This window comes from Nocardioides sp. (assembly GCF_004803405.1).
GTDB classification, from domain to species: domain Bacteria; phylum Actinomycetota; class Actinomycetes; order Propionibacteriales; family Nocardioidaceae; genus Nocardioides; species Nocardioides vastitatis.
In genome coordinates, this window is the sequence record NZ_SSXI01000087.1 from 1 (window position 1) to 23,612 (window position 23,612).

General features: G+C 70.9%; 21 protein-coding genes. 13 read left to right on the forward strand and 8 right to left on the reverse strand.

Annotated features, from left to right (window positions below):
• From E7Z54_RS05985 to E7Z54_RS06005, 5 genes are all read left to right on the forward strand, one after another.
• Positions 1-337: response regulator transcription factor (locus E7Z54_RS05985; RefSeq protein WP_136432096.1), on the forward strand; the 337-nt coding region annotated here is incomplete at its 5' end.
• Positions 338-458: 121 nt separating this feature from the next.
• A complete protein-coding gene (locus tag E7Z54_RS05990) occupies positions 459-875 on the forward strand; it encodes an ester cyclase (protein WP_168798187.1) in 417 nt (138 codons plus the stop codon).
• On the forward strand, positions 875-2,215 hold the full coding sequence (locus tag E7Z54_RS05995) for an FAD-binding oxidoreductase (RefSeq protein WP_136432098.1): 1,341 nt from the start codon (positions 875-877) through the stop codon (positions 2,213-2,215). The genes E7Z54_RS05990 and E7Z54_RS05995 overlap by 1 nt, the downstream gene beginning before the upstream one ends.
• A 178-nt stretch (positions 2,216-2,393) precedes the next feature.
• Positions 2,394-3,020, forward strand: coding sequence for a class F sortase (locus tag E7Z54_RS06000; protein ID WP_136432099.1), 627 nt, complete (start codon positions 2,394-2,396; stop codon positions 3,018-3,020).
• A gap of 220 nt (positions 3,021-3,240) precedes the next feature.
• Positions 3,241-8,424, forward strand: a complete 5,184-nt coding sequence (locus E7Z54_RS06005; RefSeq protein ID WP_136432100.1) for a CshA/CshB family fibrillar adhesin-related protein — start codon at positions 3,241-3,243, stop codon at positions 8,422-8,424.
• A gap of 68 nt (positions 8,425-8,492) precedes the next feature.
• Here E7Z54_RS06005 and E7Z54_RS06010 read toward each other — a convergent pair whose 3' ends face one another.
• A complete protein-coding gene (locus E7Z54_RS06010) occupies positions 8,493-11,012 on the reverse strand; it encodes a LuxR C-terminal-related transcriptional regulator (protein ID WP_168798188.1) in 2,520 nt (839 codons plus the stop codon).
• A gap of 508 nt (positions 11,013-11,520) precedes the next feature.
• Between E7Z54_RS06010 and E7Z54_RS24165 the strand changes: the two genes are divergently transcribed.
• Positions 11,521-11,643 carry a hypothetical protein gene (locus E7Z54_RS24165; RefSeq protein ID WP_276606204.1) on the forward strand — a complete coding sequence of 41 codons (123 nt, stop codon included), beginning with the start codon at positions 11,521-11,523 and terminating at the stop codon, positions 11,641-11,643.
• Between the two features lie 409 nt (positions 11,644-12,052).
• Here the strand turns inward: E7Z54_RS24165 and E7Z54_RS06015 are convergent, their stop codons facing one another.
• The 6 genes from E7Z54_RS06015 to E7Z54_RS06035 form a co-directional block, all read right to left on the reverse strand.
• Positions 12,053-12,298 (reverse strand): hypothetical protein, encoded by a 246-nt coding sequence (locus E7Z54_RS06015; protein WP_136432102.1) that lies wholly within the window; start codon positions 12,296-12,298, stop codon positions 12,053-12,055.
• Positions 12,299-12,383: 85 nt separating this feature from the next.
• Positions 12,384-13,610 (reverse strand): MFS transporter, encoded by a 1,227-nt coding sequence (locus tag E7Z54_RS06020; RefSeq protein ID WP_168798189.1) that lies wholly within the window; start codon positions 13,608-13,610, stop codon positions 12,384-12,386.
• Positions 13,603-14,124 carry a MarR family winged helix-turn-helix transcriptional regulator gene (locus E7Z54_RS06025; RefSeq protein ID WP_136432104.1) on the reverse strand — a complete coding sequence of 174 codons (522 nt, stop codon included), beginning with the start codon at positions 14,122-14,124 and terminating at the stop codon, positions 13,603-13,605. The genes E7Z54_RS06020 and E7Z54_RS06025 overlap by 8 nt, the downstream gene beginning before the upstream one ends.
• 120 nt (positions 14,125-14,244) lie before the next feature.
• Entirely contained in the window at positions 14,245-14,397 is a 153-nt protein-coding gene (locus E7Z54_RS22990) for a hypothetical protein (protein ID WP_168798190.1), read from the reverse strand.
• 40 nt (positions 14,398-14,437) lie between these two features.
• Positions 14,438-15,289 (reverse strand): Cof-type HAD-IIB family hydrolase, encoded by an 852-nt coding sequence (locus tag E7Z54_RS06030; protein WP_136432105.1) that lies wholly within the window; start codon positions 15,287-15,289, stop codon positions 14,438-14,440.
• Positions 15,286-15,579 carry a DUF4031 domain-containing protein gene (locus E7Z54_RS06035; protein ID WP_136432106.1) on the reverse strand — a complete coding sequence of 98 codons (294 nt, stop codon included), beginning with the start codon at positions 15,577-15,579 and terminating at the stop codon, positions 15,286-15,288. Before E7Z54_RS06035 ends, E7Z54_RS06030 begins: the two co-directional genes overlap by 4 nt.
• Positions 15,580-15,633: 54 nt before the next feature.
• Between E7Z54_RS06035 and chrA the strand changes: the two genes are divergently transcribed.
• The 7 genes from chrA to E7Z54_RS06070 all read left to right on the forward strand — a co-directional run bounded on the left by chrA (position 15,634) and on the right by E7Z54_RS06070 (position 23,252).
• Positions 15,634-16,992: a chromate efflux transporter gene (gene chrA, locus E7Z54_RS06040; RefSeq protein ID WP_136432107.1), complete on the forward strand. Its 1,359-nt coding sequence runs from the start codon at positions 15,634-15,636 to the stop codon at positions 16,990-16,992.
• A 176-nt stretch (positions 16,993-17,168) separates the two neighbouring features.
• Positions 17,169-17,393, forward strand: coding sequence for a hypothetical protein (locus tag E7Z54_RS06045; protein ID WP_136432108.1), 225 nt, complete (start codon positions 17,169-17,171; stop codon positions 17,391-17,393).
• Complete coding sequence (locus E7Z54_RS06050; RefSeq protein WP_240769541.1) at positions 17,394-18,524, forward strand: cupin domain-containing protein; 1,131 nt, start codon at positions 17,394-17,396, stop codon at positions 18,522-18,524.
• Between the two features lie 4 nt (positions 18,525-18,528).
• Positions 18,529-19,437 (forward strand): sucrase ferredoxin, encoded by a 909-nt coding sequence (locus E7Z54_RS06055; RefSeq protein ID WP_136432109.1) that lies wholly within the window; start codon positions 18,529-18,531, stop codon positions 19,435-19,437.
• Between the two features lie 81 nt (positions 19,438-19,518).
• Positions 19,519-21,057: an alpha-amylase family glycosyl hydrolase gene (locus E7Z54_RS06060; protein WP_136432110.1), complete on the forward strand. Its 1,539-nt coding sequence runs from the start codon at positions 19,519-19,521 to the stop codon at positions 21,055-21,057.
• 36 nt (positions 21,058-21,093) lie between these two features.
• The gene (locus E7Z54_RS06065) at positions 21,094-21,534 is read left to right on the forward strand and encodes a YiiD C-terminal domain-containing protein (protein WP_168798191.1); all 441 of its coding nucleotides are present in this window, start codon (positions 21,094-21,096) and stop codon (positions 21,532-21,534) included.
• Between the two features lie 149 nt (positions 21,535-21,683).
• Positions 21,684-23,252 carry a GAF domain-containing sensor histidine kinase gene (locus tag E7Z54_RS06070; protein ID WP_136432112.1) on the forward strand — a complete coding sequence of 523 codons (1,569 nt, stop codon included), beginning with the start codon at positions 21,684-21,686 and terminating at the stop codon, positions 23,250-23,252.
• On the opposite strand, the gene E7Z54_RS23715 is transcribed toward E7Z54_RS06070, so the two are convergent.
• The coding region (locus tag E7Z54_RS23715; RefSeq protein WP_206056039.1) for a hypothetical protein at positions 23,249-23,612 on the reverse strand (364 nt) is incomplete at its 5' end. The genes E7Z54_RS06070 and E7Z54_RS23715 overlap by 4 nt on opposite strands.

The window sequence follows — 23,612 nt, forward strand, 5'->3', positions numbered from 1 at the left end:
CGTGCTGGCGCGGGTCCTGCTGGCGCTCGGTGACGGGGCGGCGGCACGCCGAGAGGCTGACGCAGCGGCACGGGCCTTCGACCACCTGGGGGCCCGCGGTGAGGCGGAGCGGGCGCGGACCCTCTGCAGGCCGTCGGCGCCGGCGGGCCTGCTGACACCGCGGGAGATCGACGTACTGCGGCTCGTCGCGGACGGGCTGGGCACCGCCGCCATCGCCGACCGTCTGGTGCTCAGCGAGCACACGGTGCACCGGCACGTGGCGAACACGTTGACCAAGCTGGAGGCGAGGACGCGCGCGGCAGCCGTGGCGAAGGCATCGGCGCTCGGGCTCATCTGACCTGCTGGCCCGATCGGGCCATGGGGCCGGACGGGTGCAGATGGCTCAGTCATGCGACGCGGCCGGCCGGCCGTCACTCCTAGCGTGGAGGGACATTCCAACCTTCACCAAGGAGGGCATCATGACCGACACGCGCGAGGCCTTCGACGGCCTGACCCAGGCATTCAACAAGCACGACCGACCGGCGATCGCGGACGGATACAGCCAGCAGGTCATCGTCAGCTCACCCGACGGAACGTTCGAGGGACGCGAGGCGGCCACGGCCTACGTCGACGACTTCCTGGACGCGTTCCCCGACCTCACCGTCAACGTCTGGAGCAAGATCACCTCGGGAGACCTGGTCTGCGACGAGTGGACCCTGACCGGGACCAACACCGGCCCGCTCAGTCTTCCGGACGGCTCGACCCTGCCGGCCACCGGCAAGCGGGTCGAGGTGCGTGGCTGCGACATCGCGGTGATGGAGGACGGCCACGTCATCAGCCACCGCATGTATTTCGACAACGCCGACCTCTTCAGGCAGCTGGGGATGGCCTCGTGATGACTGTCGGAGTGGGGGAGCACATCGACCCCGGGAGCGCCGAGTACGACGATGCACGGAGCGTCTTCAACGCGATGATCGACAAACGGCCCGCGGTGATCGCTCGATGCGCCTCCGCGGCGGACGTCGCGGCCGCCATCCGTCACGCCCGCGAGCAGGGGCTCGAGATCGCCGTACGAGGCGGCGGCCACTCGGTCGCGGGCATGAGCACGACAGACGGTGGGCTGGTGGTCGACCTGCGGGCGATGAGCTCCGTGGACGTCGACGTCGCGGCACGCACGGTGCGAGTCTCGGGCGGTGCGACGATGAGCCATCTCGACCGAGCCCTGGAGCCACACGGACTGGTCGCCGTCGGCGGCCGGGTCTCCACCACCGGCGTCGGCGGGTTCACCCTTGGCGGCGGCACCGGTTGGCTCGACCGCAAGTTCGGCCTCGCCTGCGACAACCTGCTCTCTGTCGAGCTGGTCACCGCTGACGGCGAGCTGGTCACCGCCAGCGAGGACGAGAACTCCGAACTGTTCTGGGCGCTGCACGGCGGTGGCGGCAACTTCGGGGTCGCCACGTCTCTGACGTTCCGGGTCCATGAGCTCCGCTCGATCACGGCGTGCCTGCTTCTGTGGGAGCCGGAGGCGGGGGAGGAGGTGCTGCGCGCCTACCGCGATCTCATCGAGTCCGGCCCCGACGAGGCGAGCGGTGGCGCGATCTACCTGACCGGCCCGCCGGAGGAGTTCGTCCCCGAGCAGCTGGTCGGCAACCTGACGCTCCTGGTCCTGGTGACGTTTTGCGGCACTGAGGCCGACGCCCGCTCCTTCATCGCCCCGCTGCTGGCGCTCTCCCCGGCCGCCGAGGTCGTGATGGAGCTGCCGTACGCCGAGCTCCAGTGCATGCTCGACGACCCGCCGGGGCTGCGCAACTACTGGTCGGCCGAGCACCTTGCGTCCTTTCCTGACGAGGCCGTGTCCGCTTTCACCGGCGCGGTTTCAGGAATGCTGGTGCCCTCGTCCTCCCAGCATGTGCTCTTCGCTGCCGGCGGGGCGGCCGGCCGGAAGAATCCGACCTACCCGTTGCCGTGGCGGTCAGCGCCGTGGGTTGCCCATCCGTTTGCGATGTGGACCGACCCCGAGGACGACGAACGTGCGATCGGGTGGACCCGTGCCGTTCGCGACGCGGTGCGGCCGTGGTCCACCGGCGCGGTGTATCTCAACTTCATCGGCGACGAGGGAGCCGACCGGGTCCGAGCCGGCTTCGGCACGCACAACTGGGACCGCTTGGTGGCTGTGAAGAGGGAGTTCGACCCTGAGAACGTGTTTCGGCTCAACCACAATGTCGATCCATCGTGACGACGTGACCGCCGACCCGTCGACTACCCGGTCCGGGTGACCGACCCGCTCGTGGTCAGGCGCCGGTAGGCACAGGTGAGGCAGCAGGCATAGTGCGTCTTTCCCCCAGAAGAACCGCTGGACTGCGGTACGGTCCCTCGATGCCGGTCGCCGACACCAGCGTGAGGAGCCACCTGAGATGTCCGAGCCTGCAGGAAGACTGACCAAGCTGCGCGCGACCCTGGTGATCGGTGTCGTGCTCGGCGCTGCCCTCGCGGCGGCACCCACCGCGGCGCGAGCCAGCACGGACAGCACGGCGAGCCGTCCAGCAGCAGCGCGTGCGGCCTGCCCGGCGGTGACCCGTCCGTTCAAGCCCACGGCCTTGACCATCCCGAACGTCGTGCAGCGTACGCGGGTGCTGGCCCTGGGTCGTGACCGTCGTGGCGTCCCGCGTACTCCACCCTTGACCGAGCGAGGGAAGTGGCAGTTCGCCTGGGACAAGGCGACCCGTGCCGGCAGTCGATACGGGGTCGTCCGGCTCAACGCGCACACCTATCCCGGCTCCGCCGGCGCCGCGTTGGGCAACCGGCTGCTGTCCCGGCTGCAGGTGGGTGCGCGGATCGTGGCGACCGGTCCGGACGGCGCGCGACTGTGCTACCGGGTGACGAAGCGGAGGAGCGTCCGCGCCGAGCGCACCTCGGCGTTCGCGACGTACTACCACGACTCCGGACCTCCGCGGCTGGCGATCCTGGTCTGCTCCGGGAAGCGTCGCGGACCGGGGAACTGGAGCCACCGCACCATCTGGTGGGCCACGCCGGTCCGGTAGCGCGCGCCGACGGTCAGGACCAGAGGCCGCGCGGCCACGTGGAAGACGGCACCCGCAGTCTGACGATTCCGGCACCTAGTCCGGTCCTTGAGGCTAAGGTCGGGCGAGGCGCCGCTTCCGCGGCGGCCCGGACCCCCCGAACACCCCCCGAGCACCCACGTGTCGCGACGTCGACCACGCGTACCCAACGCTGGCCGCTGACCGACCGTGAGGGAGACACATGAGCACCCAGCGCCCAGCCGAGTTCCGTCCCACCGGCACAGCAGGCCGGCGCACCCGCCGAGCCAGGTGGCGACGCGGTCTGTCACTCGTCGCAGGAGCCGCCATCGCCGGCACCCTGCTGGCGGTGCTACCCACGTCTCCCTCCGAGGCGAGGTACGCGACCGGTGGCAACGGCGCCTACCTGGGCGCCATCGACTGGTTCGAGTGGGGCGCCCACGGTACGGCGATCCCCGCCGCCGGTCTGACCGAGACCAACACCCGCACCGTGGCGGGCGGCACGTTGGCCACCACCTGCACGATCAGCTCGCTCTCCGGAAGCATCAGCGCCTATCGCTCCGGCAGCTGGGGCGGCGACGGCATGGACGAGATGTACAACATCGGCGGCACCGGAGGGTCGAACCAGCTGGTCGCGGGTCTCGCGAACAGTGTCGGGGGGACCACCCCGTCCTTCACCTTCGCCTGCTCCACCACGCTCGACGGCGTCCCGGTCCCGCTCGCAGGTCTGGTGATGGCCGACGCCGAGCAGAGCGGCTCCAACGAGTACATCCAGGCGACCATCCCGGCCGGTGCCGAGTGGCGGCTCATCGACCGGTTCCGCTCCGCCGGCTGCACCTCGGACTCAACGGTGAACCGCACCGACCAGACCCTGAGGATCACCGGTCCGGCCTCGGTCTGCGGCTCCGGTCCGGACGGCATCGCCTTCATGGACGGCGCCACCTCGGCGGATGTCGCGCTCAAGGGCGGCGGCGTCTCCGCGATCGCCCTCGGCGTGATGCTCTTCAACGACTTCGGCGACGCGCCGGCCTCGTACGGCGCCGCCGGTGCGCTCTACTCGCCGAACTTCACCGGTGGCGTCGTGCCGCAGGGCGACAGCTCCCTGTTCGGGGCGACCCTCAACACGCCGACCCAGCCGGCGACCCGGCTCGGGGCGACCGTGGACTCCGAGGCGAACGCCCAGGACAGCGCGGACGCGACCGCCGACGGCGCCGATGAGGACGGCATCAGCCCCCCGGCCTCGATCACCGTCACCCCGGGCGAGACCTACACGTTGCCCGGCGTCGCCTGCACCGGCCCCGGAGCCGTCGCCGGTTGGCTGGACTGGAACGGCAACGGAACATTCGACGCCGGCGAGCGGTCGAGCGAACCGGACTGCACCGGCTCGAGCGTCGACCTGGTGTGGGACGTGCCGGCGGACGCGAAGAGCGGCCCCACGTTCCTTCGGCTGCGGATCGGACCCACTGCTGCGTCGATCGCCCAGCCCACCGGCGTCACCACCGCCGGTGAGATCGAGGACTACCGACTCGAAATCGTCGCGCTGGCCGACTACGGCGACGCGCCCGCCAGCTACGGCACGACGGGATCGGGCGCAGCCAGCCACACGGCCCTCGGCTACGACGAGACCACGGGCACCGCGCCCACGATGCTCGGCGCCCAGGTGGACATCGAGGCCGACGGGGCGCCCGGTGCCGGTGCCGACGGAGACGACACGACGGACACCGCCGACGAGGACGGGGTCACCGGACCGGTGCAGATCACGTTCGGCGAGCCGTCGAGCCTCACGGTGTCGGCGACCAACGACTCCGACGAGGACTCCACCCTCGCCGGATGGGTCGACCTCGACGGCGACGGGCAGTTCCAGGACGACGAGAGGGTCACGGTGACCGTGCCGGCCAACTCGGGCACGGCCGAGTACCAGCTCGACTTCCCGTCCGGCACGACCATGACCGACACCTACGCCCGGTTCCGTATCTACGGAGAGGTCGTGGCGGACCCACAACCGACCGGCGGCGTTGCCGGTGGTGAGGTCGAGGACCACGCGGTGACGCTGCTGACGCCGCAGCTCGACATCGAGAAGACCTCCAACGCGACCGCGGACGCCCGGCCGGGGGACACGATCACCTACACGGTGACGGCCCAGAACACCGGGACCGGCGACTTCACCGCCGCCAACCCGGCCCGGGTCGGGGATGACCTGTCGGGCGTGCTCGACGACGCGACCTACAACAACGACGCCACCGCCGACCGCGACCCGACGACACCGACGTACGGCGCCGGCACCGTCTCCTGGACCGGCGCCCTGCCGGCCGGCGCGACAGTCACGATCACCTACACCGTGACGCTGACGGGCGGTGGCGACGGAGCCGTCCGCAACGTCGCCTTCCAGCAGTGCGACCCCGCCGACGCCAGCTGCGATCCGGCGACCCCGGCGTGCGACCCGCCGGTCGGCGGCGTCGACCCCGTTACCGGGAAGCCGTGCGCCGCGGAGCAGTTCGAGCTCCCGAAGCTCACGGTCGTCAAGGTGGCCGATCGCGCCGACCTGCCGGCGGTCGGGCAGACCGTGACCTACACCGTCACCGTGACCAACGAAGGCCCCGGCGACTACACGGTGGCCGCACCCGCCACGGTGACGGACGACATGAGCGACGTCATCGACGACACCTCCGACCCGACGGCCATCTCTGCGTCAGTCGGCGAGGCGACGTTCACCTCGCCCAACCTGACCTGGACCGGTGTCCTCGCGGAGGGCGAGGTCGCCACGATCGAGTACACCGTCACCTACACCGGGATGGGGGATTACCAGCTCGACAACAACGCGTGCGTGCCGGTCGAGGACGCACAGGACCCGCAGGATCCGTGTGCACAGGTCCGGGTCCCCGGTTCCGGGCTGGACCAGGACAAGGTGGCGGCCCCCGCATCCGGCACGGCCGTGGACGAGGGCGACGAGATCGTCTACACGCTGCGGTTCACCAACACCGGGCAGGCCGGCGCGACGGTCGACACCTCCGACGACTTGGCGGGCGTGCTCGACGACGCCGAGTTCGTGGTGGGCAGCCTCACGACCGGAGCCGGTCTGAACGCGGCGTACGACCCGCTCACGCAGCGGATACTGGTCACCGGCAGCGTGCCGGTCGGCGAGGAGATCGAGGTCAGCTACCGGGTGCGAGTCCGGGCCTGGGCCGTCCAGGGCGACCACGTCCTGCGCAACGCCCTGCAGTGCCAGCCGGGTGAGACCCAGCCGTGTGCCCCTGAGGTCACCGAGCACGCCGTGCGGGCACTCGACATCGAGAAGAGCTCGGATCGCACGGCGAGCACGGTGATCGGTGACGTCGTCACCTACACCGTCACCGCGACGAACCTCGGCGACGGCGTCTACACCGACGCCGACCCGGCGGTCGTCCGGGACACCCTGGCCGGAGTCCTCGACGACGCCGACTTCAACGACGACCTCGCCGCCGATCTGCCGGGGACCCGGAACGACGACCCGCCGGTGATCCGATGGGAGGGTGCGCTGGGAGCCCGGCAGACGATGACCCTCACCTACAGCGTCACCCTGACCGGTCAGGGCGACCTGCTGGTGCGCAACGTCGCCTGGGGCGGCCCGGGGACCGCCCCGGCGTGTGACCCGCCGACCGCCGACGGCGTCGACCCCGACTCCGGGCAGCCGTGCGCTGAGGAGCAGTTCGGGCTGCCGAACATCGCCGATGCCAAGTCCGTCGATCCGGCCGACGGAGCGGCCGTGGCCGCCGGTGAGGATCTGGTCTACACCCTCACCTTCACCAACAACGGCACGGCCGCCGGCGGGGTCTCGAGGAACGACTACGTCGGGATGATGCTGGACGACGCGAGCATCATCGCGGGTCCGACGGTGTCCGGGCAGGGCGACCTGAGCGCCTCGGTGAACGACGACCTGATCGAGGTCCGAGGCACCCTGGGGCCCGGTGACGTCGCGACCGTGACCTACACGGTGCGCGTCAAGCCGGACGCGCAGCGGGCGGCCGATGGCGGCGACGACATGCTCGGCAACTTCCTGATCGCGCCCGGCAGTACGCCGCCGACGGGGTGTGAGCCGGAGGCCGACGAGGACTCCACCTGCAACCCGGTGCGCCACCTCGACATCGACAAAGCCTCGAGCCGGACCATCGACACCGGGTTCGGCGACGCCGTCACCTACACGATCACGGCGACCAACGTCGGGCAGGGCGACTACACCGCCCAGGTGCCGGCGACCATCCGGGACGACCTGACCGATGTGCTCGACGACGCCGACTACAACAACGACGTCACCGCCGACCGGCCGGGCACCACGTCCTACGCGGCACCGGTCATCGAGTGGACCGGTGCACTGGCCGCGGGGCAGACCGTCACCATGACCTACACGGTCACGCTGCGCGCCGGCGGGGACCTGGCGGTTCGCAACGTGGCCTGGGGAGGTCCAGACCCCAAGCCGGACTGTGACCCGCCCACCGCCGACGGCTACGACGCGGAGACCGGCAGCACGTGTGACGTGGAGGAGTTCGGAGTGCCGCGGATCGTCGACGGCAAGTCGGTGAACCCGAGGAATGGTTCAGTGGTGAACTCGGGACAGCGGCTGACGTACACCCTGACCTTCACCAACTCCGGCAGCTCGGCCGGCTCGGTGAACAAGGTCGACAACCTGTCGCAGGTGCTCGACGACGCCAAGATCGTCGCGGGCCTCACCGCCTCGGACCCAGCCCTCGCAGTGTCGGCGGTCACCGGTCGCGAGCTCACGATCACCGGCACGCTCCAGCCGGGCCAGACGGTGACGGTCACTTACACCGTCCAGGTCAGGACGCCCCGTCGCATGGGAGACGGGATGCTCGGGAACCACCTCCTGGAGCCCGGTAGCCCGCCGCCCACGCCGCAGCAGTGCCTGGCCCGGATGGGCGAGGACTCCACCTGCAACCGGGTCAGAAAGGTCGACCTGGTGCTCGACAAGCGGGTGGTCGGCCCGCGCCGAGTCGTGGTCGGGGACCGAGTCCGGTACGCACTGCGGGTGTCCAACAACGGTCCGGACCCAACCCTCGGCCCGATCACGGTCACCGACCGCCTGCCGCGAGGACTGGAGGCAGTCGCGGCCCGGGGGCGGGGCTGGAGGTGCCGGGTCCACCGACCCAGCGACACCATCAGCTGTGTCCGCAACGCCGCGCTGCGTGCGGACCGGACGGCGCCCCCGATCATCGTGGTGGCCAAGACCACCGCGTCGGCGTCGGGGCGTCGGTTGTTCAATACCGCCACGGTCGGTGGCAACGGCGATGTCAGGTCCTCGAACAACCGCGACGTCGCAGGCGTCCGGGTGGTCCGCGTGCCCCCACCCCCGAACACCGGGTTCCGGCCGATGACCCCGCAGCAGAGGCTGCTCGGACCCGGGACGAGTCACTGAGGCGCGTTGATTCGCACCGGTCGGAGGCGCGCGGGGCTTGCACGATCCTCCGACCGGTGCGCCCTAGGTCACGACTTCGGAGCTGACGCTGCGTGTGAGAGACCCAGCTCGGCTATCTGGACGAGGGCGGCTTCGCGAGTGTTGACGTTCAGCTTGCGATAGAGCGCAGCGAGCTGGGTGCGAACGGTGTTGATCGACACGAAGAGCTGGTCCGCGATCTCCTGCCGAGAGGCTCCACTGGCGAGAGTGTCCGCAAGAACCTGCTCGCGTGGGGTGAGATGGATCAGCGTCAGCCTCTCGGGGAACGGGTTGGGGTGGCGCCGGAGCGTGTCGATCGCCCCCACGTCGAGCCACTCACCGGCACCTGTGAAGAGCCGGTCGAGCTCGTCGTCGGAGACGCAGGTGAACGGCGCCAGCAGCCTGGTGTGTCGATAGAGAGCCAGGGCTCGTCGCGTGATGTCCGCGCTGAGGACGTGGTCGCCCATCCGGTAGGCCGACACGGCCGCCAGGACGAGCAGCTCCTGGCGCGACCGGTTGTCGGTGGTGGCCTGCCAGGTCAGGATCTCGGCGATGCGGAACGCCTCGAACGGGTCGCCGGCGAGCAGATGCAGCCGAACCAGCGGGATCGCCAGCATCGGAGAGCCTTCAGGGTCGAGACCGGAGATGACGGCGCGCGCGCGTTCCCCCTGTCCCTGCGCGAGGAGCAGATCGGCGCGGGCGCGTGCGAGCAGCACCCGGGCGGCGCCACCCTGGGCCAGGCGCGGGTGATGTCCGCCTACCGCAGCGTCCAGGACAGCCAGCGCGCTGCTGCTGGGGCCGCGGTGAAGATCATGCCGGGCACGCAGATAGACGACATAGGGCCACAGGTCGGTCGGTGTCGATCCGTCACCGAGCGCGTTCAGGGCTTCTTGACATGCACCGAGATCAAGCCGGTCGAGTGCCGACATCCCGACCGCCAGCTGGGCACCCATGCTGGACAGGGCATGCATCCAGCTGCCGCCCGTCTCGAGGTCGGCCCGCCGATCCAACCAGTTTTGTGCGGACTGCGGGTCACCCCACAAGGCATGCGTGAGCGCCAGGTTCGCCGTCGCCGTGGCTGCGCCGTGTCGCGTGGCGACCCCCCGGTGCTGCCACACGAGTCGGTATCGGTGAGCGGCCGCAGCGTGCTCACCACGCAGGGTATGGGTGATCCCACGCTGTAGATGAAGCCAGTGGAGCCCATCACCGGGTTCCTCTCCGGCGGCGACGCGCTCCTCGACGACTCGTTCGAGATCGTCGGCTGCCTGGTCGGCCGCGGTGAAGCAGCCGTCAACCCGCTGGCCGACGATCCGGCCGATGCCGAGGACGAGGAGGTCATGCACAGGAACCTGGCCAGGTGGCTGTTGCGAGAGTCGCTGCGTCGCTTGGATGTAGGCGCGAACGGTCACCATGCGGCCGTCTTCGTCGGTGTCGGCCACGGCGGCTGCTCTGGAGACGTCGTAGGCGACCGAGAGGCCCGGTCTGTAATCAAGGACGTCCTCGGGAATGGTGGCGATCGTCGAGGCCAGCGCGTGCGGGTGCTCGAAGAGGAGCGTGGTGGACTCCCGTCGCCAGATCTCGTCGAGGAGCTGCCAGTCCTCGCCGGCGGCAGCATGGCTGAAGGCGAGCGCCGAATGGCTCGGACCCTGACGTGTCGCGAACCATTGGGCGAGGCGGCGATGCAGACTCCGTGCTCGCGCCGGCCGCTGGCGGGTGAAGGCCGCGCGTAGGACCTCCCGAATGAACGGTGGGAACGTGAGGATCACGTCATCGTCGACATACTGCCGTTCCGCGAGGCCGGTCGACTCGATGAGCCGCACTCCGTCCTCGGGCCCATCCCCGTCGGCGATGTCGCGGATCAGGACGTGCGTCACCCGCTCCGTGAGCGAGAACTCCATCGCAGCACTCAGGGCCCTGGTGTCACTGGTGCCCGAGAGCAGCGCATCCCGTAGGTAGTGACGGGCTCTGGACAGGGGCAACTCTGTGCCCGGGTCCTCGATCTCTTCCAGAACCAGCCGCACGGCGGCCGCCCATCCGCCGAGCTCGGTGTGAATGCGCCTCGCCTGATCGGTGCTCAGCGGAACGTTGAGGACGGCAGCGAAGTCGAGGACCTGGTCGACGGTCAACAGCAGTCGACGCGCGGAGATGGTGGTGGTCTCGACCACGCCGTCGGCGAGTGGCTCGATCGGATGAGAGCCTCGGCTGCACAGGACCAGATGCAGCTGATGACGGCATCGTGCCCGCTCGATCAGCTCGCCGAGAAGCGTCTGGTCGCGTGCGTGATGCGCGTCATCGATGACCAGGATCGTCCGGTCACTCTTCGGCCTCTGATCGAGAGTCCTGCTGACCATCTCGGTGAGGTCCAGCCCGGCTCGCGCGTTGAGCCAGATCGCCTCGCTGCGATCCGGCTGCTCGCGCAACCAGGCGTTGACCAGTGTGGTCTTGCCATACCCCTGGTGGCCGAGCACGACCGTGATCGGGGCTCGGCGATCGAGAAGCGCACGGGCTCGGCGCTGCTGGACGATGTGCTGGGGGAGGCGGGGGATCCAGTTCGCGTGGGGTCGTTGCATCCGAGATGACTCTCCTGTTCCATTGAGATCTCCCGAGATTGCGATCTGCAATGCGGCGGCCTGGTGGGGGGTCTGGAGCGGCCGCTCGGACGTCATCCAACTCGCCTCCCGTGCCGGAGCCCGGAACAAACGAGGTGAAAGGCGGAGTGAAGGTCGGGATGACCGCCCCTGGATCTTGCTACCTGCCGGACCGTGGCGTCTGCCTGCCTGGCGGACCAGAAGCGGACCAGATTCGTGACATCTCGCGCCGCAGGTCGTTCCCACCTGCTCTGTGCGAAGCCTCGGCCTGAGCCGGTGGCGGGTGATTTCACGGACTGACTTCGTGTGATCTCGGTCGTCAGTGCTCGGCCGGTGCGACCTTAGCCCCAGGAAGCGGGCGCGTTGTCTCGACGCTCCCGATGTGCTCCTCACCTCCGAGGAGAACTGTTGTGAGTCCCCCACGCGACCGGTCCAACTCCGACAAGGGGCCTCACGGCACCCCAAACCGGGTACCGGAGGGCATGGGGTCGTGAGACTCAACGCGTACACCGGTCGGCCCCGGCTGGCCATCCTGGTGTGCTCCGGCAGGCGGCTGGGTCCAGGGAGCTGGAGCCGCCGCACGGTCTGGTACGCCGAGCCGACCCAGCGGTGACCCAGGTGACCGCCCGCGAGCTCCCGCAGGGGATCCCTGTGCCAGCAGCCGATCGGGAGGTGTTCGTGGTGAGCAGTGCCCGTTCATCGGCCGGGCCGCCGGTCTGCCTCAGATGCGGCCTGCCGGTCGAGCGGAACGCCGAACTGTTCGAGATTCACGGTCGGATGCACTGTGTCTGCTTCCACTACGTGTACGAGCACGGGACACAGTCGCGCATCGACCCCGACATCGCCTGCACCCACGCGCGCTGCCCGACCCCGGGACAACGCACGACCTGAGGTGACGCACCGGCGCCATCCCGTCCAAGGACGAAGGGATCGGCGCCCTAGGATCCGCGAGGCGCCACGGGTACTTCGTCGACGAGGAGTGAATCGGTGGTGGCGGCGCTCGAGATCAGCGCCGCGACGGCCTACGCCGAGAAGACGATCACGCTGACCGCCAGCGCTCGGCTCGAGGAGCCGACCGGAGCGCTGCCGCAGGCGAGGCTGATCAGGCGGTCGACCCGGCTGACCGCCTCGGTCCGGGTCGGCAGCCCGGACCTGATCAGGGCGGTGCTTCGCGACCACACCGGCGCCCCGCTGGTACGACGCCGGGTCGTGCTGCAACGGCGGACGGCGACCGGTCGCTGGGCGCGGATGGCGGGCTCTCGCACCACGGCCCAGGGACGGATGGTGGTGCGCAGCCGACTGTCCGCCAGCCGGAGCGCGCGGCGCCGCTGGACGCCTCGCTGTGTGCGGGGCTCAGGGTCGGACCGGCGCGGCCGAGCACTCCTGCCTGTGCTCGGCCAGGACCACCCGCCGGCGGGCACTCGGTGGGCAGAACGGGAGGGCCGCGCCGACGACAGCGGCCGCGCCGACCAAGGCCAGAGTGTGGCTGCCGTGGCTGATGACGACGCCAGCGAGCACGGGACCGACCAGGGTGCCGAGGGTGAGCGCGGTGCTGACCGCGGCGAGTCCGGCGGCCGGGTGGTCCTCGAAGACCTGGGCGCTCCAGATGCCGTGCGCGGCGATGACGGCGGCGAAGAACGCGCCGAACAGCCCGGCTGCGGCCAACGCGGTCGGCAGGTGCGCGGTGCCGGCGCCGAGCAGTCCGAGCGCCAGTGAGAGCAGCACGGTCGAACCGAGATAGCCCACCCGCAGTCCGACCCTGGTGAACACGAAGCCGCTCAGCGATCCCAGAAGGCAGGTGACACCGCAGGCGGCGTAGACCACGCGAGCCGGCGTGGGCGCCATGCCGTCGTGCTGCATCGCGTCGACGCTGAAGACCCACCACACCGAGCTGCCCGCCCCGACCAGCACCGCGGACAGCAGCAGCGGCCGTGACCGTGGGCAGAAGAACCAGCTGGGCGTCAGCCGGGGCCGATGGGAGGCGACATCGTCGTGGCGAGGGGCCAGCCTGGTCGCCGCGATCCCGACGGCCACGGCGATCACCACGAAGCTGGCCCAGGCGAGCCGCCACTGGTCGCCGGCCAGGATGGCGACCGGGCCGGCGAGGGCGACTCCCCAGCCGGTGCCGGAGCTGATCGTGGACCACACGACGTCGCGGCGTCGGACCGAGACGTGGCTGTTCACGATGTCGGCATAGGGCGGGAAGGCCATGCCTGCTGCGGCGCCGGCCACCAGCACGCCGGCGGCCACCACCCAGACGCTGCCGGCCACGGCGATCATGGCCATGCCGAGCGCGGCCGACGCCGCGGCCCCGGCGAGGGCCACCCGCGACCCGCGCCGCGACACGAGCGGCACCACGGCGGCGTTGGCCACCAGGTAGGAGAGGTAGCCGACCGAGGAGATCAGACCGGCGGCACTCGGCCCGATGCCGATGTCGTCCTTCATGTCCGGCAGCAGCAGCCCGTAGCCGTAGCGGGCGAGCCCGAAGGTCAGCGCGATCATCGCCGTCCCGGGCAGCAGCACGGCGGCCGTCGTGAGCGGACGCGAGGTACCCGTGCCCGGGGGAGCGGACTCAGGCATCGGCCGCATCCTCACCACGGGTGTGGCCCAGAGGGCAGTCCCGACCGCCGGACCGACATGCGGAGCGGTCGCACAGTCGACAGGTCCGCAGCGCCGGGAGCAGGCTGCCGGTCGAGGCGCCGATCATCCGCTCCAGTGCGCGCTCGAGCTCGCCACGAGCACGGTCGTCGAGTGGGGCGAGGCACTCGCTCAGCGCGGTCTCGCGGGAGCGCATGACGCGCTCGGCGATGTCCACTCCCGCCTGGGTCAGGCGTAGGCGCCGCTGACGGGTGTCGTCGCCGGGGGAGCGGACCACCCAGCCGGCCCCGGCCAGGCGGTCGACGAGCCGCGTCGCTCCGGAGCTGGTCAGGGCAAGTACGTCGCCGAGCCACGAGACGGCATGGTCGGGGTAGGTCAGCAGGGTGACCACCGCGGCCTGGTCGGTCGCCGACAGCCCGGCCTCTCGACCCACGGCGTCCAGCCGGTCGGCGACCGTGAGCGACCAGGCTCCGAGGAGGTTCTCCAGACGGCTCATTGAGCCACCCTAAATATGATTGCCTGACGCAGTCAAGTATCTCGGGGGCAGATCGGCGTCGAGGTCATCGATTTCGCAGGGTTCTCCTGTTTTCCCGTCAGATCTGGGCCGCTGCGCGGTCTACAGGAAGAGGTCGGACGTCCGCATCGCTTCGATCTGGAGCACCCCGCCCGCCCCTGAGCTGGCCCGGGATCCGCTGCGGTGGCTGGCCGCGCGGGTCCCGGGCCGCCCTTCCTCGCCGGCCGAGGAGAGCGCCCCGTGGTCGACCGACATGAACGGGTTCCTCGTGCCTGAGGAGGAACCCGTTCCCGGCTCAGCGGGGCACCGGCCAGCGACCCTCCAGCAGGTGCTCGAGGGTGGTGATGACGCCATGCTCGAGGTTGGACGGCGCCGAGTACCGCGCTCGACGCCGTACGGTCTCGTGCGCGTTCTCGACGGCGAAGGAGAGGTCCGCGGCGTCGAGCATCCCGAGGTCGTTGAGGTAGTCGCCGAACGCGACCGTCTGGGCCGCGGTGACACCCAGCTCCTGCTGGAGTCGGCGGACCGCGACGCCCTTGTCGGTGCCTCCCGACATGACGTCGATCCAGTGCCGTCCCGAGACGACCACCTGGTGGGCATCGCGCAGCGGTGCCAGTGTCGGCTCGACGCCCCGAGCGTCAGTGAAGTCGTAGACCGCGATCTTGATGACCTCGTCGTCCACCGCGAGTAGATCGGCCACCCTAGCCAGCTCGGCGTAGTACGGCTCCGCGTGGGCGACGAACGCCCGGTCGGTGCGTTCGACGTAGGCCGACCGCTTGCCGCACACGACGACGCCGAGGTCGCGGCCGGCGGACAGCTCGCGAAGTCGCCCGACGGCGTCGGCCACCGTCCGCCGCGGCAGCGGCGACGAGCTGACCTCGACACCGTCCCGCACGACCAGTGCGCCGTTCTCGGCGATGAACGCCATCCCGTCGCTGACGCCGGAGAACATGCGCGCGAGCGTCGCGTACTGGCGACCGCTGGCCGGCACGAAGGCGACGCCCGCCGACCTCATCAGCTCGAGGAGCGGCCAGATGCCCGGAGGCAGCGCACCGTCGCCGTCGAGCAGGGTGCCGTCCAGGTCGGCGACGACGAGCCGCAGGTCGTCGATCTCCGGAAGCGTCGAGATCTCGCTCAGGTCGGTCACGACGCCCGCGCCCGCTTCGCCATGGTCAGCGCGGCGACGGCTCGGCCGTACTTGATCGGCACCGCGCCGGCTCCCAGGGCCAGTTGGCGCGTGGGCTCGGTGACGTCGAAGTGCTCGGTGGGCGTGCCCGCGTTCTGGAGCCACGCCCGGTCCAGGCCGAGCCCTTCGGCGAACGCGACCAGCTCCCGCTGACCCTCCGCCCCCGGCAGGTCCGAGAGCAGGTGCGACCAGACGCCCTCGACCCGGCCCACGCGGGCGGGGCGGCGCATGTCGTCGACGTACACGGTCACCTAGCGGAGGCTACCGGGGACATCGTCGCCGCACCCAGCGGCTACGGTGACGCCGTGGCAGTGCGCGAGCAGCGATCTGGCGACGTCGTCCCGCTGCGGGAGGCGACCCGCGCATGGTTCTCCATCTCGCTCCAGACCTTCGGCGGTCCGGCCGGCCAGATCGCGGTCATGCAGCACAAACTGGTCGACGAGAAGCGCTGGATCGGTCAGAAGCGGTTCCTCCACGCGCTGAACTACTGCATGCTGCTGCCCGGCCCCGAGGCCCAGCAGTTGGCGATCTACATCGGGTGGCTGCTCAACGGCAGCCTCGGCGGACTGATCGCCGGCGTCCTCTTCGTGCTGCCGGGTGTCGTCGCACTCCTCGCACTCTCGGCGCTCTACGTCGGTGCCGGCTCCACTGCTGTCGTCGGCGGGCTGTTCGCCGGCCTGGCGCCGGCCGTGATCGCCATCGTCGTCCAGGCGGTCACCCGGGTCGGCAAGCGGGCGCTGCACCACCCGGTGCTGGTCGGGCTCGCCGTCACGTCGTTCGTGGCGCTCACCGCACTCGGAGTGCCCTTCCCGGTGGTGGTCGTCACCGCAGGGCTGCTCGGGTGGCTGCTGAGTCTCCGGTTCACCGCGCTGCGAACGGGCGCCGGGCACGACGCCGCGCCCGACGGCCCGGAGCCGCTGATCAGTGACGACGCGCTGCACCACGACGCGCCGTCGACGTCGCGCGGCCTGAAGACCCTGGCGCTGGGACTTCTGCTCTGGTTCACGCCGGTGCTCGCCGCCGGCCTGGTCTTCTCCCGTGAGAGCGTCTTCGTCGACCAGGGGCTGTTCTTCTCCGGCGCCGCGGTGGTGACCTTCGGCGGCGCCTACGCCGTCCTCTCGTACGTCGCCCACCAGGCCGTGCACGTCTACGGCTGGCTGGCGCCGGGTGAGATGGTGCGGGGTCTGGCGCTCGCGGAGACCACGCCGGGACCGCTGATCATGGTCGTCCAGTTCGTCGCCTTCGTCGGCGCCTACCGCCAGCCCGGCGACCTGGACCCCTGGGTCGCGGCGGTCCTCGCCTCGCTGCTGGTGACGTGGGTGACCTTCGTGCCGTGCTTCCTCTTCATCTTCCTGGGGGCGCCCTACGTCGAACGGCTCCGCAACAACCGGCACCTCACCGCGGCCCTCACCGGCATCACGGCCGCGGTGGTCGGCGTGATCGCCAACCTGGCCGTGTTCTTCGCCCTCCACACGCTCTTCGACCGGACACGGGTCCTGGGGTGGGGACCGGTCGAGCTGCACGTGCCGGTGCTCGGCTCCTGGGACCCGATCGCGTTCGCGCTCACCGGCGCCGCCCTGTTCATGATCTTCGGGCTCAGGTGGTCCACGCTGCGGACGCTCGGAGTGTGTGCCGTCCTCGGGCTCGGCTCGGCACTCGTCTAGCCCCTGGTAGCGCCCGCCCCTGGTGCGGTCGGCCGCGCCGACGCGCGAACCAGTCGGTTCCTGTCTGCCCCGGCCCGCCGCGGGTACCTCTTGTTGGCCGGCGGGGTGCGTCCTTGTGGCGCGCTCCGCGCCGCATCAGACTGGCCGGACCGGCCACCGAACCCAGGAGGAAGACGATGACGAACACCCCTGATGAGCCGCTGAGCGACGACCAGATGGGCACCTCGCCCCACGGCGACCCGCTCGCCGAGGACGGTGACGCCGACGGCACCGACGGCGACGCGACGGACACCACCGACGGCGACGCCACTGACAGCGACGGCACCGACGGGGAGGGCGGCGACGGCGACGCGACCGACGGCGGCTCGGACAGCGACGGCACGGACGGGAGCGCCCGCTGAGTGTCGGCCCTCGACCTGCTGAGTGGTGACGCCCAGACCTTCCTCTCGAAGGTCTGGGCGTCGCGCGTCCACCTGCACCGGACCGACCCCGAGCGGCTCGTCGGCCTGCTGTCGCTGCCCGACGCCGACCAGCTGCTGACGTCCTCGGGCCTGCGCACGCCGACCGTCCGGCTGGCCCGGGACGGTGCTGTGCTGCCGGAGTCGTCGTACACCCGCACAGGCGCGACGCTCGCCGGCAAGCCGCTCACCGGGCTGGTGGATCCGCGCCGGGTGCTGAGGCTCTTCGACGAGGGTGCGACCGTCGTCTTCCAGGGACTGCACCGGTACTGGCCGCCGCTCACGCAGCTGATCGCCGAGCTCGAGCTGGAGCTCGGGCACCCCTGCCAGGCCAACGCCTACCTGACGCCGCCGGGTGCGCAGGGCTTCGCCGTGCACTCTGACGCCCACGACGTGTTCGTGTTCCAGACCGCCGGCGCCAAGCGGTGGGAGGTGCACGGCGAGGACGGCCCCGAGGAGGTGCTGCTCGAGCCGGGGCTCTCGCTGTACCTGCCCACCGGCACCCCCCACGCCGCTCGCGCGCAGGAGACCGTCTCCCTCCACGTCACCCTCGGCATCAACCAGCTCACCTGGCGGGGTCTGGTGGAGCGGGCGGTCGCGCCGGCCCTGGAGTCGGTGCCAGAGGACCACCTTCCGGCCGGTTACCTCGATGACCCCTCCCAGCTCCGCCAGGCACTGGCCGGCCGGCTCGAGTCCCTCGCCGAGGAGGTACGACGGCTCGACCCCGCCTCCGCGGTGGAGACGGAGATCCGACGGTTCCTCACCACCCGGCCGACGCGGCTGCCCGGTGGCCTGAACGACCTGCTCGCGCTTCGGCAGGACGTCACCGACGACACTGCGCTGCGCCGCCGTCCCGGCCACCCCTGCGTCCTGCTCGACCGGGGCGATCAGGTCGAGGTGCTGCTCGGCGACCGCTCCCTGATGGTGCCGGCGTGGATCCGGCCGGCGCTGGAGCAGGTTCGCGCCCTGGAGTCGTTCGCCCCCTCGGACCTGTCCGGGCTCCTGGACCCCCAGAGCCGGCTCGTCCTGTGTCGTCGCCTGCTTCGCGAGGGCCTGCTCGAGGCCGTTGACTGACCCGGTGAGCACCGATCAGGGCCGCTTCAGCTGCGCGGCGGCGAGTCTCTCGCGCGACGAGCCGATCGCGGGGACCGCGACGCACGTGCGCACGTGGCTGCTGCTCGAGCACTCCGGGCCATGGGGCGACGTCGCACTGCGCGACGCCCGGCTGCCCGAGGGAGCGGGAGCGTCGCTGCGGCAGCTGGCCACGGCGCACCGGGCCAAGATCCTCCTGGTCCGCCGAGCGCGGGCGTCGCGGGACCCCCAGCGGCTCAACGTGTTCGCCGCGTCCGCCGACCCGATCGAGCCGCGGCTCGAGCACGGGACGGTCGCGGACCTCCGCGAGGTGCTCGACCTCGACCTCACGGCCTTCCGTGCCGGCGGCACCACGGGGCTCGACGCGCACCCCGGGCCCGTCTTCGCGGTCTGCACCAACGGCCGTCATGACGCGTGCTGTGCCGAGCTGGGGCGGCCGGTGGCACTCGCGCTGGACGACGAGTATCCCGACCACACGTGGGAGGTCTCCCACATCGGTGGCGACCGGTTCGCCGGCAACATGGTGGTGCTGCCGCACGGCCTCTACTACGGGCGGCTCACTCCCGCGCGGGCCGCGGCGGTGGCCGCTGGACATCTCGAGGGCGAGCTGGACCTCGACAGCCTGCGCGGCCGGTCGTCCTACCCGATGGCCGTGCAGGCCGCGGAGCTGGAGCTGCGCCGCACACTCGGGGCGACGGCGATCACGGCGGTCCGGCTGACCGGACGGGAGGTCGACGGGGACGTGACGGCGGCGACCTTCGCCTCGCCGGCAGGCTCGATCCGGGTGACGGTCCGCACGATCGTCGACCCGGCGACCGCAACCCGGCTGACCTGCAAGGCGCATCGTGCCAACCCCGTGCCACGGCACGAGATCGTCGGGATCGAACAGGCCTAGCCCTGGCAGAGCAGCACCTCGGCGGCTGGGTCCGCCACCCGCGGGTACTGCGGGAGCGGAAGCCGACCGCGAGGGGGAGCGATGCAGCCGCTGTGGTACCGGACCGCCGTCGTGTACCAGGTCGACATCGCCCGCTTCTACGACGCGAACGGCGATGGTTGGGGCGACCTGAGGGGCGTCACCGAGCGCCTGGAGTACATCCGCGGCATCGGCGCGAACTGCATCTGGCTGATGCCGTTCTACGAGACGCCCTACCGCGACGGCGGCTACGACGTGGTGGACCACCTGACGATCGACCCGCGCTTCGGCGACGTCGCGGACCTCGCCCTGCTGCTCGACAAGGCCGACGACCTCGGCCTGCGCGTGATCATCGACCTGGTAGCGCAGCACACGTCGATCGACCACCCGTGGTTCCGGAAGGCGCGAGAGCACCGGGACTCGCCGTACCGGGACTACTACGTGTGGGCCGACGAGCCCGAACCCACGGACGTGAGGCAGGTCTTTCCGACGGTGCACGACAGCGTCTGGACCTGGGACGAGGTCGCGGGCCAGTACTACCGACACACCTTCTACGACCACGAGCCCGATCTGAACGTCGGACACCCGGAGGTGCTCTACCACCTCGAGCGGGTGATGGCGTTCTGGCTCCGGATGGGAGTTGCCGGATTCCGGGTCGACGCCCTGCCCTACATGGTCGAGCGCGCGCGGGCGGTCGACCCCAGCGAGGACGGGCTCTGGCTGATCGAGCACATGCACGAGTTCGTCGCGCTGCGGAAGCCGGACGCGGTGCTGATGGGCGAGGTCGACGTGCCGGTCGACGGCTATGCCGAGTACTTCGGTGACGGCCGCCGGCTCAGCATGCTGCTGGACTTCTGGGGGACCAACCACCTCTGGCTCGCGCTCGCCCGCAACGAGGCGGGCCCGCTGGCGGAGGGCCTGCGGAAGCGGCCGGCACCCCCGGCGCACGGCCAGTACGCGACGTTCCTGCGCAACCACGACGAGCTCGACCTGGAGCGGCTGACGGACGCCGAGCAGGAGGAGACGCTGGCGGCGTTCGCGCCGGAGGAGGAGATGCGGATCTACGACCGCGGCGTGCGACGGTGCCTGGCGTCCATGCTCGGCGACGACGAACGGCGCATCGAGATGGCGTTCGCCCTCCTGCTGAGCCTCCCCGGAAGCCCGGTGCTGCTCTACGGCGACGAGATCGCCCTCGACGACGACCTCTCGCGTCCGGAGCGGATGGCCGTGCGTCTCCCGATGGACTGGGAGTCGGTGCAGGAGCAGATCACCCGCCCCGACAGCCTGCTGACGAAGGTGAGCGAGCTGGCCCGCGCGCGGGTGGGTCGACGGGAGCTGGGACACGGCTCCTGCGAGCCGCTCGACGTCGGGTGTCCGTCGGTGCTCTGCCTGCTCCATCGTCTCGACGAGCGCAAGCTGCTGACCGTCGTCAACCTCGCACCAGAGCCGGTCGAGTTCGACGTACCGGACAGCGACATGCGCGACCTCGTCGACATCGTGGCCGACCAGGACTACGCCGATCGCAGCGACGTCCACGGTCGGATCCAGCTCGGCGGACATGGGTATCGGTGGCTCCAGCGAAAGGGTGAGGTCTTCGGGTGAGCCGGCGCGACCAGCGGCGGCGCTACCTTGTCCGGCGTGATCGACCTTGCCGAGCTCACCACCGACATCCACCGCCTCGTCCCGATCCTGGCTGCCATGCGGGTCGAGGTCGTGGAGGCGGAGCGCGGATCCGTAGCCGCGCGGCTGCCGGCGGGGCCGAACGTCAACCACGTCGGCACGTCCTACGCCGGATCGTTGTTCTCGGTTGCCGAGATCCTGGGCGGGCTCTTCGCCCGGACGTCGCTGGTGATGACGGGCGCGGTCCCGATCGTGAAGTCCGTGCAGATCGACTTCCGGCGACCCGCGACGACGGACGTCGTCGCGCGGGCGACCCTCGACGAGGAGGACATCACGCGGGTGCTCGCCGAGGCCCGGGACCGCGGCAAGTCGGACTTCGTGCTCGAGGTCGAGGTCACCGACGAGGCCGGGATCGTCGTGGCCACGACGAGGGGCGTCTACCAGCTGCGGAGGCTCTGAACCCCGTCCCCTCGCCGGAGCAGGGATAGGTGAGGATTCCCTCAACCATGGGGTTCCGGTGCCGATGATGGACGTGAAATCGCGCCTAGCGCCCCGCCTTTTCGATAGCCTGACAGTCCGTAAAGCGACTGCGGAAGGACTCGGCCTCCATGGACCTGGAACTGCCGCCTGAGGCACGGGCCCTGCTCGACGCGGTCGTGGCGATCGGCTCGGAGCTGGACCTGCGCGGCGTCCTGTCCCGCATCGTGGAGGCGTCCTGCGACCTGACCGACGCGGAGTACGGCGTGCTCGGCATCCTCGACGACGACCTCGCGTTCGTCGACCTGGTGCCACACGGGCTGACCAAGGCGCAGGTCGAGGAGATCGGGATGATGCCGAAGGGACACGGGTTGTTGGGCCTGGTCCCGCGGGAGCGCAGATCGATCCGGGTCGACCATGTCGCTGAGCACCCGGAGGCCGACGGCGACTTCCCGGTCAGCCACCCGACGATCGACCGCTTCCTCGGCGCGCCCGTGCTGCTGGGTGACCAGGCGTTCGGCCATCTCTACCTCGGCAACAAGCGCGGCGGCAGCGAGTTCACGGCCACCGACCAGGCGCTGGTCGAGGCGCTGGCTCGAGCCGCCGGGATGATGATCGACAACGCGCGCTCCTACGAGCAGGCCGAGTGGCGCCGCCAGTGGCTCGCCAGCACCGCCAGAATCGGTGCCGACCTGTCGGGAACGGCAGGTGTGCAGGAGGCGATCGACGAGCTCATGGCCTCGCTGGTGGGCATGTGCGGCGCGCGGCTCACCGCGTTCGTCCTGCGTGACGGCGACCTGCTCGAGATCAGGCAGGTGGCCGGTGAGGGCGAAGGTGCCGTCGACGTCGTCGAGGCCCTGCGCGCCCAGATCCACCGGGTCGTCGACAGCGGCACGCCCACGCGGCTCCCGGTCGGGGCAGGGCGGGTCACGCTCGTCGTACCCGTGCGGACGCGACTCGTCGGCTCCGGCGCCGTCGTCGTCGACCACGCCCGCGAGACACCGTCGCTGCGGGGCCTGATGCTCGACCTGGTCACCGTCACGGCGGACCAGGTCGGCCTGATCCTCGACCGTGACCAGGCGGTGCGCGACCGGGCGCGGCTGCTGGTCGCCAAGGACCGCGACCGGATCGCACGCGACCTCCACGATCTCGTCATCCAGCGGTTGTTCGCGACCGGCATGCAGCTCCAGGCAGCCCGGAGCCTCGACACCGCCGACCTGCGCAGGCGGGCGGACGCCGCGGTCGCCGAGCTCGACGCGGCGATCAAGGAGCTGCGGGCCGCCATCTTCGAGCTGGGCACTGGCACCGGTCGACCGCTGCTCGAGGAGACGCGCGCCCTGCTGAGCGAGTACGCCGACGTGCTCGGCTTCCAGCCGGTCCTCCGCGTGATCGGCCCGGTCGACCGCGCCCTCGTGCCCGAGGCCTGCAACCAGCTGCTCACCGCGCTCCGCGAAGCTCTCTCGAACGTCGCCCGTCACGCCCAGGCGTCGTCGGTGTCGGTCGAGCTGACCGCGTCGTCGGCGTGGTTCCGCCTACGGGTCACCGACGACGGCAGGGGCTTCGACGCTGCGACGGTGCGGCGCGGGAGCGGCTCGACCAACCTCCGCACCCGGGCGGAGGATCTCGGCGGGCACCTCTCCGTGACCTCCGCGCCCGGAGTCGGCACCAGCCTCGAGTGGGTCATCCCAGCGGTCGGCTAGGCCCCCAGCTGGTCGTCGTCCGGCTGGTCCTGGGCGGCGTAGAGGACCGAGGGCACGGCGGCCAGCAGCAGCCGCTGTCGCTCGAGCAACAGCCGCGCGCGAGGGATGAACTCGTCGGGGATCGGACCGAGGTCGGTGGGAGGAGCCCACGCCGTGGCGTCGGGTGCCGCGAGTCCGCGGATCACGCCCTCCGCCCGGTCGGCGTGCGCCTCGAGCCGGTCCAACGCCTCCTGCCAACTGGTCGGGCGGGCCGGCCGCTCGGGCCGATCCGGAGATCCAGTCGACGGCCGGCCGCGGCCGACCCCGGCCGGCGCCATCGTCAGCTGACTGCGTTGAGTGGGCGGCGGGTGCCGCGGCGGA

Excerpts from the sequence above, each read along its gene's own strand:
- E7Z54_RS05990 (WP_168798187.1), top strand. The coding sequence starts at position 459 with ATGACCGACACGCGCGAGGCCTTCGACGGCCTGACCCAGGCATTCAAC.
- E7Z54_RS05995 (WP_136432098.1), top strand. The coding sequence starts at position 875 with ATGACTGTCGGAGTGGGGGAGCACATCGACCCCGGGAGCGCCGAGTAC.
- E7Z54_RS06000 (WP_136432099.1), top strand. The coding sequence starts at position 2,394 with ATGTCCGAGCCTGCAGGAAGACTGACCAAGCTGCGCGCGACCCTGGTG.
- E7Z54_RS06005 (WP_136432100.1), top strand. The coding sequence starts at position 3,241 with ATGAGCACCCAGCGCCCAGCCGAGTTCCGTCCCACCGGCACAGCAGGC.
- E7Z54_RS06010 (WP_168798188.1), bottom strand. The coding sequence starts at position 11,012 with ATGCAACGACCCCACGCGAACTGGATCCCCCGCCTCCCCCAGCACATC.
- E7Z54_RS06020 (WP_168798189.1), bottom strand. The coding sequence starts at position 13,610 with ATGCCTGAGTCCGCTCCCCCGGGCACGGGTACCTCGCGTCCGCTCACG.
- E7Z54_RS06025 (WP_136432104.1), bottom strand. The coding sequence starts at position 14,124 with ATGAGCCGTCTGGAGAACCTCCTCGGAGCCTGGTCGCTCACGGTCGCC.
- E7Z54_RS22990 (WP_168798190.1), bottom strand. The coding sequence starts at position 14,397 with ATGTCGGTCGACCACGGGGCGCTCTCCTCGGCCGGCGAGGAAGGGCGG.
- E7Z54_RS06045 (WP_136432108.1), top strand. The coding sequence starts at position 17,169 with ATGACGAACACCCCTGATGAGCCGCTGAGCGACGACCAGATGGGCACC.
- E7Z54_RS06060 (WP_136432110.1), top strand. The coding sequence starts at position 19,519 with ATGCAGCCGCTGTGGTACCGGACCGCCGTCGTGTACCAGGTCGACATC.
- E7Z54_RS06070 (WP_136432112.1), top strand. The coding sequence starts at position 21,684 with ATGGACCTGGAACTGCCGCCTGAGGCACGGGCCCTGCTCGACGCGGTC.